Below are 13,374 nucleotides of genomic sequence, written 5' to 3'. Positions count from 1 at the left end.
ATTACCTCAAGTCGCTTTATGGGGTAAGGGGATTTTGTGTCTGCGACATTTCTGTTGTGCAAGAAATATGTACAATAAAATGAATTTTGTCGCTTTGCAAGCAAAATCCCACTAAACCCTATAGGTTGCGGATTTGAGGTATAATAGAATTTGGAATTAAATTGAAATTTTCTACTTTTGTTTTTGACTCTGCAACAGATAAATTTGTTAAATTCAAAATTTAAAAGGCCGATATAAAAGCGTGGCATGACAACACCTATTTTGCTTTAATAGGCGATGTTTTTTATTACAATTTTTTTTAATGTGAATGGTGTCTGTTTTTATCTCCTCCATTTTGTTTTTTATTGTCGTATTGCCCAAACTGTCATAAAATAAGAAAGCGTGGACATATTTGCTTATCTTATGAAAGCGGGCTCTGGTAAGCCTCTGGACTAAATAAGCAACAGCCCACGCATTGACTATACCCATAAGGCATAACAAAACGTGAAGAGCAGCACTTATTCCCGTCCATAAAATTTACCAGATTTGCTTTCAGAGAATAAAGCTAAAAACACTTTCTGTTTGTGTTTTAATATCAAATGTAATTCATCGATAGTAACAATTTGTATTGTTCTTTAAGATGATGTTACAAATAAATAAAAAAATTTTTTAACATCCAAATGTTTAAACTCTTTTTAAGACTGTTGCTCTATTTTGCAAAGGAATATAAAAATTGTCGCAAAAAATAATTCTAAAATGGTCTATAAGTTTAAAAAACGGAAGTTTGGACTAAATAAAGATATTTTTAGAAGAGTATAAAAAGATTAAAAGTAAGGATAAATAACTATTTATCAGAGAGGTTGGATTTTTTATATTGTAAAAACCATACTGACGGAGTTATGCCAGTAACTTTTTTAAAAACGAGAAAGAATGTTGAACGAGACCTAAATCCGCATTCATAATATATACTATCAATGCTATATCCCGAAGCGTCAAGTTCTATAATTTTACGTTTTGCTTCCTCTATTCGCATCTCATTAATAAATTCAAAAAAATTTTTTTTGAGACAGGTGTTGATAGAGGTCGATAATTTTCTTTGAGACACACCTATCTCTTTTGCCAATAGGGCCAATGATAGGTCGTGGCGAAGATAAATCTTGGTGTTAGTGAGAAAATCTGTTGCCTTTGCACATATTTCCTGCATAACTTCTAAATCGGGTTGTTGTGTTGTACTCGAGTTCTTTTCAATATCTTGCGTGGGTAATGCTGTGGGAATATAGGGGTGTACTAACGAGTTATACACTAAATACGACATTGCTACAACATTTAATATTTGAATTAGCCATGCATCGGTACGAGGCCATATTGCATAACAAACCATTACTATAACAAACAGAGATGCAAACAATATCATAAATATTGGTACCCACTCTTTTTGAAGCCATTCAGCATCTGACAATTTTTCTTTAACTCTCTTTTTATTTTTATATATAAAGATGAATATCATAGGAAAGTATATTAATAGTTGTAATAAAACAACTACTGTATTGAGATCTCCAATCCATGTATCATCTCCCGACATTTCATACACTATACTGCTAATCTTATCATCGCTGGAGATGGTGAAATATATAATAAAAAATATGATACATGGTATAATATGGATTAAATCTTTAACAGAGAACTTATATGAGGAATCGAAACTTTTTCGAGCAAACAACCACAAAAGGGGCATTAACAAAGTATTCAGCGAGAAACTGAAAGGGAGCATTGCAAGCGTAAAGTTATGCCACCCCAACATTCTACTTGCATTGTACAGATAGACAGGGACATTGGGAAGAACTATTATTGCCGCTGCATAGGCATTTTCTCCCTTAAAACGCGTTGCTAGCAATAGGATAAGAGCAAGTAAAAGTAGAATAAGTATGCTTGATGTATTTACTGTTAATATTAATTGATCGTAACTCATAAATATGATTTTATATATCATAATATGATATTCTACTTAACTACTCTATATACTTCTCCTCCAACCTTAACTATAAATAATCCGCTCTGCGATACTTGTAGTTTTGTAACACTGCCACGAGTGTATGATTGTGCAAGGAGTGTTCCTGCTACGTTATATACCGATATTGGCTCTATCGATTTTACAGAAGTTTCAACTACTATTGCATCATCTACGGTATATACCTTTGTTGGTGAGGTCTCATACTCCTCAACGCCTGTCGCATCAGTTGTAACTGTAAACTCAAAATCGTAGTAACCTCCTTCGGTATAATCATCGCAAGCCCACAAATTCTTTTCGTTGCTTCCTGCAACATACATTACTCTCATAAGGTATTTTCCTTCCGGAATATCGGGTGAGAGTGTGAAGGTTTGTGATATTTGGGTTGTTCGGTTTCTGTCGGCATCTGCAAAAATCTGCTCATCCAAATCAAAAAGGCAGTTTCCATTCAAATCAACATATACACGCACTAACCCCCATACTGTATTTTTATCACTTATATTTAGGGTTATTGTTTGCCCCGGATATGCTGTGAAGGTATTCTCTATTGGTTGGACTGCTCCATTATAGTTCTCGGTTTTGGGGTTGTTCCACAAAGCATTTACTGCCGCCCCTGTTGTTGAGAGTGTCACTATCTGTCCCACGTATGAGGTTGCTGTGCCTTGCGTTGTTACCGAAGGAGTACAATAGTCTCCTTCTTCTGTGCCACTGCTTGGGGTATTGTATAAATAGAACTCTGAACAAGCCGAAAATTTTGTGCCGTTTGCTGTTGATTTACAGAGCAATAACAAATATCTTGCAGAATAATTGCCTCCTAACTGAACATAATGCTCTCGAGAATTGTTATATGTAAATGTACCGCTCTTTATTTTTGTGCCTGTGGTGGGAACATAACCTGAGCCAAGTGAATATGTCATATCGCTGTTTGAGATATATATCTCATAGTTTGCAATATCTCCGTTTTGTGAGCCATTGGCTGTACGCGATACATAGTTAAATGCACTGAACTCCTGAACACTTCCCAAGTCGAATTGGATGTAGTGAGGTAACTCATAGTTTGTGCTGCCTCCTCCGCTATCGTCATATCTCGAATGCCAGTGAGAGTTTAAATCTCCGTCAAAGGCATAACGTGGTGGTCCATCATACATACTTGCCGCATAGCCATCGGCTCTTGCACTCCAGCCATCGCGAGAGAGTTGTACTTCTTCACTCTCCTCTCCTCCCGATGTTCCTCCCATAAAGTCGAAAGAGATTTTTCCGCTACTCTCTCTTATATTGGTTATTGGTTTGCCTAAATAGTATGAACCCGACTTTGTTGGCTGATAAAACAGGGCGGCAGGTGAAGATGTGTCGGTAAACGAACTTTTTCCATATATACCCGGATAGGTGTCGCCTGCCTCAGATGAATAGCTTAAATCATTATCTGCCGGTTTAATTGTATATCTTCTGTGCGAAGGATCGTTGTTTACATTATTATATCCCCACGCATCAGCATCGTAATCAATGTGGGTAATCAGCAATCCATGAGCAGAGCAACCTACGTCCCACCCCTTTTGTTGTCGGTTTTCAAGAATGAAATACTCTTTATATACACTACCATCATTGTAGATACGATATGCCACTGCATCATCGTCTGAGAGCGAAGGCATCTGGGTTATAGATACAGGCTCATTTAGCACCTGTAATTGCGAAGATGGCATCCACCCTGCATAGTTACGTTCAAAGGCTGTGTAGTTACAGGGAATTCTTCCATTTGAGTTATAACAACCCATATCCATTACACTCCACGTTCCCAAGCCATAAGTTCCGTTATCCGATGTATCATATAAATCGGGCAATCCCATACAGTGCGAAAACTCGTGGCAGGCTGTTCCAATACCATCGATTGTTGAGCCTGATGTTCCGTCAAGTTCGCTACTACATGCAAATGTATCTATAATCACTCCGTCAAGGGTTATATATCTTCCATAATCGGAATATGAGAGATACCACTCTTTTGGCCATATTGTATATGATGGGGCTCCTGATGCTTGTGAATATCCTGCATAAATAACATATACCTGTTCAACTTCTCCGTCATCATACCAATCATAGTCGGCAAAATTTACATATCCATCTACCAGATTACAAGCCTCAGCAACCATTTCGCCTACATGCGAGTCGTGGGTAGAGCCTTGATCGGCTCCATAATACGACATATTTTTGCTTACCGTTACGGGGCCCACAACATCGAAAGTTATATCGAGTCGCCCCGAGGACTGGTCATAAAAATAGTCTCGCAAACTTCCTATGTGTCCATTACGATTGTACCCCTCTTCATTCATCATTGCCGAAATTTCGGCATTTGTTGATGAAGAGAGAAAACTTCTATCAGGAAAGTTTACCAATATTATCAATCCCTTTGTTGGGGAGGTAGATGATTTGAGCAGACTCTTTTCTGAGGGTTGTATGTTCTCTCGGAGCATCTTTGTTTTTTTTGCCCTCAACTGATTGGCAAAACCCTGTTTCATAGCCCTATACAACGAAATCTGCTCTATTGTATTTTGGGAATTTGCCTCTATATAATCTTTCTCCTCCTCCTCTCTTAGTTGTGGATTGTGTGCAAGAATTTTTGTTGGAATAAGTTGTGTATCATCCCATTCTGCAATATAAAAAGAGTTATTGGAGTCCTTTGCCAAAGGCACTCCGTCAATGGTTGTGTAGTAACCCATATATTCATCACCACATAAGATTACTGATAACTGTGTGCCATCGGGCTGAATATGGTTATCTACTTTAGGTTCTGCCGGAATGGCAAACATAATAGTTACATTTACCACTGCAAGAAATAGGGTTACTACAAAGTTTTTCATTATTCTTTTATTGCTTTTCAGGGTTTAATATAAACTTAACAGAGACATTCTCCTCTATCTCTATTTCATCAAAATTGATTTGTGGCAATTCAGGTACTACTTCATCGGCTGTTACCGCCATTGCTTCATTACGTGCACTCTTAAGCATTACGTTGCGATATGTTACTGCGGGTGATGATGGATAGAAGTTTATCTGTATGGCACTTCCTATGCTTTGTCCTATTGCCTCTGCCAATACCGAAGCATCGTGTTTTGCACTTCTTATAGCCTCAACTTTCAGACTATCAGATACCGCTTTGCGATCAGCCAACCATACTTTTGTCAAACGACCTCCTGAGATTTCGTTTTCAACAAGTGCATCCATTACATTTTGAGCCTCTTCGGCAGTATATACCTCTAACTTAAATATTTTGTATTGCTTAATATTTTTGCGTTTCGCTGTTGCAAGGTATTGACGGTAGAGTGATAGTTGTTTTTTTGCATCAACTCCTGCACTCTTCAAAGCAATGGCAAGTTTTGTCTCCCACTCATTAAGAGAGTATTTGCCTTTTAAATCGTTTTCGTTGATGGTAATCTCAATCTCTGCTCTATCGGGAACTACTTTAACTTTTGCTCTTCCTGTAACATCGACACTTGCCTCTGTTTTTGTTTGTGCCGGTACTAATCCTATTGCTAAAAAAGCGAATGTTGCAATAAAAAATAACTTTTTCATAATTTTTTTCATTTTTAGTTGAACAATTTACTCTGTTTATTTGTTTAGATATATAAATAGGATTAAAGTTTAAAATAGTATCTCCTCTTTTTCTGCATCGAGAGGGTTACTTATTCAATTTCCACTCAACTCCCTCTTTGGTGTCTTTTACCTCAAAACCTATCTCTGACAAACGATTACGGATAAAGTCGGCTGTTGCCCAATCTTTTCGAGCCTTAGCCTCTTTGCGTAACTCCATAATTAAATCAACTGCCTCTTTGTAAGCCTCGTTTCCTTCTGAAGAGGAGTCTCCTCCCTCAACTACAAGACCTAATACATCAAACATAAATGTTTTGAATGTATCTTTCAGTTCCTCTAAATCTTCGGCAGTAATTGTTGCTCCGCCTGCCAATATAGTGTTTATTTGACGTACTGCATCAAACAGGTGCGATATTACTATTGGCGAAGAGAGGTCATCGTTCATTGCCTCATAACATTTTGCACGCAACTCTTTTACATCGCAAGTTGTTGCACTGGCTGGGGTAATTTTTGAGAGGTTCTCCCAACCCTGACACAAACGGATGTATGCCTTCTCGGCTGCTACAAGTGCATCGCTACTGAAATCGAGTGTACTGCGATAGTGTGCTTGCAGTATAAAGAAACGTATTGTCATTGGCGAGAATGGTTGTGTCAACAACTCATGTTCGCCTGTAAAGAACTGATCGAGTGTTATAAAGTTACCCAACGATTTTCCCATCTTCTGTCCGTTAATGGTAATCATATTGTTGTGCATCCAATAGTGAACGCACTCTTTTCCTTGTGCGGCAACCGATTGGGCAATCTCGCACTCGTGGTGAGGGAACATCAGGTCCATTCCTCCGCCATGAATATCAAACTCCTCGCCCAGATATTTTGTACCCATAACCGAACACTCCAAGTGCCATCCGGGAAATCCGTCGCTCCATGGCGAGGGCCAACGCATAATATGTTCGGGCGAAGCCTTTTTCCATAGGGCAAAATCTATTGGGTTGCGTTTCTCGCTTTGACCGTCTAACTGACGTGTTGTATTCAATAGTTCATCTATGTTACGTCCTGATAGTTTTCCGTAGTGGTGACTCTTGCTATATTTCTCTACATCGAAATATACTGAGCCTTCGCTCTCGTATGCAAAGCCTGCCTCAAGAATTTTTTTGATATACTCTATCTGCTCAATAATGTGACCTGAGGCGTGAGGCTCAATGCTTGGTGGTAATACATTCAAACGCTCCATTGCTTTGTGGTAGCGGTTCAAGTAGTATTGTACTACCTCCATAGGTTCAAGGGCATCAAGACGTGCCTTTTTTGCTATCTTATCTTCTCCTTCATCGGCATCGTGCTCAAGGTGTCCTACATCTGTTATGTTGCGAACATAACGAACTTTGTAGCCTATGTGTTGCAGATAACGAAATAGGAGGTCGAAAGTTATTGCAGGGCGTGCATGACCTAAGTGTCCATCGCCATATACGGTTGGCCCACAAACATACATTCCTGCTTTACCTTCGGTTATAGATTTGAATATCTCTTTTTTGCGAGATACGGTATTATATATTACCAATGGTTGTTCCATATTCTACACTAAATTAAGGTTATCTATTAGTTTGCAAACGGAGTGGCTGTTCCGCCTTGTCCGCTTAATGTTATTTTACCGTTTTGACTCTCAAATCGTGCAATGTTGTCTTGCAAAGCAAACAACAGACGTTTTGCGTGTTCGGGTGTTAGTATTATTCTTGATTTTACATTTGCCTTGTTTACTCCCGGCATTATGCGTGCAAAATCAACTATAAACTCTGATGTTGAGTGTGCAATTATTGCAAGATTTGAATATACTCCTTCTGCTACTTCGGGAGATAGTTCTATCTCCAATCCTTTCTTTTTATCTTCCATTTTATTATGTTTTTATTTATTTTCTACTATTTATAATGTTGTATCTATTACTCCGTCTTTCATATATATAACTCTATCGGCACTGCCTGCTAAACTCATATCGTGAGTTACTATAACAAATGTTTGTGCCATTTCGTTACGTAAACGGTGAAAGAGTGAGTGCAGTTCCTCTTTTTGTACTGTATCCAGACTTCCCGATGGCTCATCGGCAAAGATGATATCGGGATTGTTTATCAAGGCTCGTGCTACGGCTATCCGCTGTTTCTCTCCTCCCGACAGTTGTGAGGGTTTATGTTTAAGCCTCTCGCCCAGATTCAAGAAATCGAGCAACTCTTTTGCTCTCTTCTCTGCCTCGCTGTGCGATGTTTTTGCTATCAGTGCCGGGAGCATTACATTTTCTAATGCCGAGAACTCGGGCAATAGTTGATGAAACTGAAATACAAATCCTATATGGCGGTTACGGAATGTTGCTAAATCATCTCCTTTAAGATGAGAGACCTCTACTCCGTTTATCTCAACACGCCCCTCATCGGCTCGGTCGAGTGTTCCGAGTATCTGCAAGAGTGTTGTCTTTCCTGCTCCACTCTTTCCTGCTATGGCAACTATCTCGCTCTTGGCAATCTCAACGTCAACGCCTTTTAGCACTTGTAGCGAGTCGAAACTCTTATGTATATTCTCTGCCTTTAACATAATACTCCTGATAATTTTCTTATGGCATACGATGCCAGATAGCAACCAAACACCGCCGGTATATATGATACTGTTCCAACTGTAAAGCGTTTGCCTTTTTCGTTTGTGGGGATTACTGAGTCTTTAACAACCGGCTCGTTTGAAAAGACTGTCATCACCCCATTTTTTATCCCACGCTCCCGTAAGTTCTTACGAATCATTCGTGCCAGAGAGCAGTTCTCGGTTTTAGAAATATCGGCAAATCGTATAGCCGAAGCATCTAATCTGCCTCCTGCCCCCATTGATGATACCAAACCAACTCCTCTCTCAACACAGGCAACAATCAACTCCGTTTTTGAGGGTATTGTATCAATGGCATCTATCACAAACGAGAAACCTCCTTGCTCAATAAAACCTTTTATCTCTTCAGGCTCTAAAAACCTATGCTCTGCATGTAACTTTATATTGGGGTTAATATCCAAAATACGTTGAGCCATAACTTCAACTTTGCTCTTGCCTAAAGCAGAGGTTGTTGCCGGTAGTTGTCGGTTAAGGTTTGTTATTCCAACAGTATCGCCATCAACAATGGTCATCTCGCCAACTCCTGCTCGGGCAGCAAGTTCGGCAGCATAGGCTCCCACTCCTCCAAGCCCCACAACTAAAAGATGCGAAGAGGACAGACTCCGTAAGCCCTCCTCTCCAAGCAATAACTCACTGCGCGATAACCACTCAGGCGTCATATATAAAGTTACTATATTATACTACAACTGGTTGTTCAAGATAGCCTCATCCATTGCTCTTGCAGCACGGCGTCCGTCTCCCATTGCAAGAATAACGGTTGCTCCACCACGAACTATATCGCCTCCTGCATAAAGGTCGTTAAGTTGAGAACGCATAGAATCTTCATCTACTACGATTGTTCCTTTACGACTTATCTCCAAACCTTTAATAGCATTGGGGATTAATGGGTTGGGCGATACTCCGACACTTACTATTACCTCGTCAACCTCAATTGTCTCTATTGCCCCCGGTATTGGCTCTGGTGAACGGCGTCCCGAAGCATCAGGCTCTCCAAGTTGCATCTTTTGTAAACGAACTGCTGTAACTCTTCCCTTTTCGTTTCCGATATACTCAATTGGATTATGCAATGTAAGGAACTCAACACCCTCTTGTTTTGCGTGGTGAATCTCCTCTCGGCGTGCCGGCATCTCATCTTCGCTACGGCGGTATATTATCATTGCTCGCTCTGCTCCTACGCGACGTGCTGTACGAACTGAGTCCATAGCAGTATTACCACCACCAATAACTGCAACTCGCTTACCTTTTACCACCGGTGTATCGCAATCGTCACACGCAGCTCCCATCAGGTTTACGCGTGTAAGGTATTCGTTGCTCGACATAACTCCGATAAGGTTCTCTCCCGGTATGTTCATAAAGCGAGGCAGTCCTGCGCCACTTGCAACAAAGATACCTCTAAATCCCATTTGGTGCATATCATCGTATGAGATAGTTTTTCCAACAATGCAATCGGCTATAAACTCAACGCCCAAAGCACGAAGGTTGTTTATCTCAACATCAACTATTTTGTTTGGCAAACGGAACTCAGGAATACCATATTTCAACACTCCACCAATCTCGTGTAGTGCCTCAAATACTGTAACTGAGTAACCCAATTTAGCCATCTCGCCTGCAAATGACAATCCTGCAGGTCCTGAGCCTACAACGGCTATCTTAATGCCGTTTTTCTCTTTTGTCTCGGGCAATGCCATCTTTCCGCTTTCACGCTCGTAGTCGGCGGCAAAACGCTCCAAATAGCCGATAGCAACAGGCTCTTTGCCCAATTTTAGTTTATAGAAACACTTTGACTCGCACTGCTTCTCTTGCGGACATACTCGACCACAAACAGCAGGCAAAGCACTTGTCATCTTTAAAGTTTTGGCTGCCTCCAAGAACTCGCCACGCTCAATGTTTTTAATGAATGTGGGGATGAAAATGTTTACTGGGCAACCTTGCATACATTGAGGATCGGGACAATCCAAACAACGCGATGCCTCACGTTGTGCCTGCTCCATTGTTAATCCGCAGTTTACCTCCTCGTTATTTGTTATACGATATTGGGGATCGAGTTCGGTCATCTTAACACGCTCAATCTCTATTCTATCTTTATTTTTTTTCTCTTTACGCAATGCCTCACGCCACTCGGTGGCACGTTGGGCTGCTATCTCTTCTTTACTCATAATGCAATCTGTTAGAGTTATTCAACCTCTTTATACGAAGACAATCTCATTAACATCTCATCAAAATCAACTTGATGAGCATCAAACTCAGGACCATCAACACATACGAATTTTGTTTGTCCGCCCACTGTGATACGACACGCTCCACACATTCCTGTTCCGTCAACCATAATAGTGTTCAACGAAACAACAGTAGGTATCTCGTATTTTTTGGTTAGCAACGATACAAACTTCATCATTATTGCCGGACCAATGGTAACACACATATCAACCTTCTCTCGATTAATAACCTCCTCTGCTCCATTAGTTACCAAACCTTTGTTTCCGTACGATCCGTCATCGGTCATAATGATGACCTCATCGGCAGCAGCACGCATCTGCTCCTCAAGAATGATTAAATCTTTGGTACGGGCAGCCAAAATTACTACCACACGATTGCCCGCCGCCTTCATTGCCTCTACTATGGGCAAAAGGGGAGCAACTCCTACACCTCCACCGCAACATAATACAGTTCCAACCTTCTCAATGTGAGTTGCTTGTCCTAATGGACCAACAACATCGCAAAGGTAGTCTCCTACATTAAGCGCACATATCTTCTTTGTTGACTTACCAACTGCTTGAATAACCAAAGTAATAGTTCCTTTTTCTTCATCTGCTTGAGCAATGGTTAGAGGTATTCGCTCTCCTTTTTCACATGCTCTCACAATAACAAAGTGACCTGCTTTTCTCGCCTTTGCAATAAGTGGTGCCTCAACAACCAACTTTACTACATTCTCCGAGAAATACTCTTTTTCTACAATCTTATTCATAATTTATAACTATTAAATCCCCTTGCCTTGAGCAAAGGATTTCATATAATTTTACAAAGGTAAAAATAATATTTTAAATATCAGTTGTTTTTTAGTTTTTAGTTAACTAAGGTTACTAGGATTACTAGGTGGTTAGGAATTAGTTATTGGACCAATTAGACTAATTAGACTTATTGGACTAATTAGACTAATTAAAAACAAAAAAATGGTTGCCCTCAAGGGACAACCATTTTTCTATTTTGGCGGACGTGGCGGGCATTTTAAGGTAATTACAAAGTAATTAAAATTAACTAAATGTTAATTTGTACCTTAAAATGGAGAGTGCAGTGCCCTGCACGACGGAGGACACGTCCCTACTGCTTTTGATACACGTTTTTTCTGCGGACGTGGCATGCCACGTCCCTACTACTTTTGATACACGTTTCTTTGCAGAAAAGAAAATGAAAAGAAAAATGGTTGCCCTCAAGGACAACCATTTTTATCTAATAACTAACAAATCTGCGAGTAAGCGAGGGCAAAATAAGTTTACTTAAACTTTGCCGAGCGTGAGCAGATTCAACAAGCAAGTGCTTGTTAACTACCCGTAGGGCGGCATTAGTCGAAAACTAAAAACTATTTTACAACCTTAATAGTCTCTTCCGCTACTTTTATGATGATTACTCCCGAGGCAGTGGTTTCAATGGTTGTTACGCCTTCTTCTGCTACTGCGTTGGTTATCATCATTCCGTTTGCTGTGTATAGTGCAACCTCTTCTCCTTCCTCAGTGCCGAATAGTTTAATGCCATCGGCTGTTACTACGGCTTTGATTGTTGCCTCTGCTACACTCTCAGTAATGCCTGTTGGCTCTATCATTGATACTGTGAAGCGATCGGCTATTGTTGAGTATGGTGTTGCTGTGAAGGTGTAGTCTTCATCATTCAAACATACTGTTTCATCGGTTACTGCATCTTTTAAGAAGATGTTAACCTCTCCATCGTAACGGCTCAACGATATTGTTTGTTGGGCTTTTGAGCCTGCATATACTGTCAATGGCAACTCGGTTGGCTCGGGTTGAACAGAGATTGATGCCTCGCTTCCTGCTACATTTACCGACATTGTTGAGAAGACGTTTGCTGTTGGTGCCATATACCACGCATCTTCGTTTACTACAAAGTTCTCTGATGCATCATCTTTTAGCACTATCTTAACGCACTCATCATCGTTTATTGCAAGATTTGCTCTTCCGTAAACTCCGTTTGCTGCATTTGTTTTTGCTCCTATTGACAATGGAGTCATTATAATCTCTTGCTCTGGTAGGCCTCCTAAGTTTGCCTGGAACATTACTGATTGGAATGCTGAGATTGTTGGATTCTCTGTTTGCCCTACTGATACATATTTGTAACCATCGTGGTAGTATAGTACGTAGTCTATTCCATCGCTATGTGTCAAGTATGGCGATCCTACGTGTTGCCAGTCTGCATCTAACGGATGAGTTTCGCCTCTTGAGTTCCGATAACGGTTTGCTGTAATTGTTTTTGCACTTCCGTCTTGAGTGTATATAGTCTCGCGTGTTACCGCCTCTTGTCCCGGCTGTGCTTGTTCTGCATAGAATGATTTGAAACGTAGTTTCATTTTATGTTCAGCATCGCCATAATCGCTGTTTCCTACCAATACAAATCCTTGGTTGGCATATATCAATCCTCCTGTTCCTCCGAATGTATTCCAAGTTTGATTGTAATATGCTTGTCCATTAGCACGAGTAGCGCTCTTATATGTTAAGACTCTTATATCTTTTTCTATTGTTGCTGGTTTCCAAACTTTTTCTGTTGGGTGGAAGAACTCAATATTTACTCCCGGATCAAAGTCGAACGGCATTGACAAGAAGTTGAAGTATGTTGGCATCTTACCATCAATTGTGTAAGGCACTTTAATCTCTTTCTCTACCACTACGTTTATTCCCTCTTCTGGTAGAACTGATGCGTGTGATATTGTTGTTGCACTAAAGTCTGCCGATGATTTAAGTGTTACCTCGCCCAAGTATTCTACATCTGGAAGCAGGACATTTGTTCCTATCTCCAAGACTTCAATATCCATCTTCTCAATTTCTGCTCCTACTACTTGAATATCCATCTCTCCCGCAGCATTCAACGATGCAGGGATAGTCAATGTTTGTGCCTCAGGTAAGTTTTGAGAGTATCCTCCAACTTGCAAGTAACAAGCATCGGTT

Annotated in this window: 10 protein-coding genes; all 10 read right to left on the bottom strand. The window is 40.3% G+C overall.

Translation table 11 applies throughout. The features are described 5' to 3' along the window. Window positions 1-823 precede the first annotated feature (823 nt). A complete protein-coding gene (locus tag IKK64_04485; GenBank protein ID MBR4119318.1) occupies window positions 824-1,948 on the bottom strand; it encodes an AraC family transcriptional regulator in 1,125 nt (374 codons plus the stop codon). A gap of 32 nt (window positions 1,949-1,980) precedes the next feature. Continuing rightward, the gene (locus tag IKK64_04480; protein ID MBR4119317.1) at window positions 1,981-4,839 is read right to left on the bottom strand and encodes a M6 family metalloprotease domain-containing protein; all 2,859 of its coding nucleotides are present in this window, start codon (window positions 4,837-4,839) and stop codon (window positions 1,981-1,983) included. A 7-nt stretch (window positions 4,840-4,846) separates the two neighbouring features. Then, entirely contained in the window at window positions 4,847-5,551 is a 705-nt protein-coding gene (locus IKK64_04475; GenBank protein MBR4119316.1) for an SIMPL domain-containing protein, read from the bottom strand. Window positions 5,552-5,657: 106 nt separating this feature from the next. Then, a complete protein-coding gene (gene cysS, locus IKK64_04470; protein MBR4119315.1) occupies window positions 5,658-7,136 on the bottom strand; it encodes a cysteine--tRNA ligase in 1,479 nt (492 codons plus the stop codon). Window positions 7,137-7,162: 26 nt separating this feature from the next. Then, the gene (locus IKK64_04465; protein MBR4119314.1) at window positions 7,163-7,453 is read right to left on the bottom strand and encodes a DUF3467 domain-containing protein; all 291 of its coding nucleotides are present in this window, start codon (window positions 7,451-7,453) and stop codon (window positions 7,163-7,165) included. A 30-nt stretch (window positions 7,454-7,483) separates the two neighbouring features. Continuing rightward, window positions 7,484-8,143 (bottom strand): ABC transporter ATP-binding protein, encoded by a 660-nt coding sequence (locus IKK64_04460; protein ID MBR4119313.1) that lies wholly within the window; start codon window positions 8,141-8,143, stop codon window positions 7,484-7,486. Then, window positions 8,137-8,862 carry a tRNA threonylcarbamoyladenosine dehydratase gene (locus tag IKK64_04455; protein MBR4119312.1) on the bottom strand — a complete coding sequence of 242 codons (726 nt, stop codon included), beginning with the start codon at window positions 8,860-8,862 and terminating at the stop codon, window positions 8,137-8,139. Before IKK64_04455 ends, IKK64_04460 begins: the two co-directional genes overlap by 7 nt. Before the next feature lie 21 nt (window positions 8,863-8,883). After that, entirely contained in the window at window positions 8,884-10,362 is a 1,479-nt protein-coding gene (gltA, locus tag IKK64_04450) for an NADPH-dependent glutamate synthase (protein ID MBR4119311.1), read from the bottom strand. A 14-nt stretch (window positions 10,363-10,376) separates the two neighbouring features. Then, window positions 10,377-11,168 (bottom strand): sulfide/dihydroorotate dehydrogenase-like FAD/NAD-binding protein, encoded by a 792-nt coding sequence (locus IKK64_04445; protein MBR4119310.1) that lies wholly within the window; start codon window positions 11,166-11,168, stop codon window positions 10,377-10,379. Window positions 11,169-11,780: 612 nt separating this feature from the next. Next, window positions 11,781-13,374 (bottom strand): hypothetical protein (locus tag IKK64_04440; protein ID MBR4119309.1); only part of this gene is annotated, 1,594 nt, incomplete at its 5' end.

Source organism: Bacteroidales bacterium, from assembly GCA_017521245.1.
GTDB lineage: Bacteria > Bacteroidota > Bacteroidia > Bacteroidales > G3-4614 > Caccoplasma_A.
The sequence above is the reverse complement of the archived record's forward strand: the minus strand, read 5'-3'. Positions and strand labels throughout refer to the sequence as shown.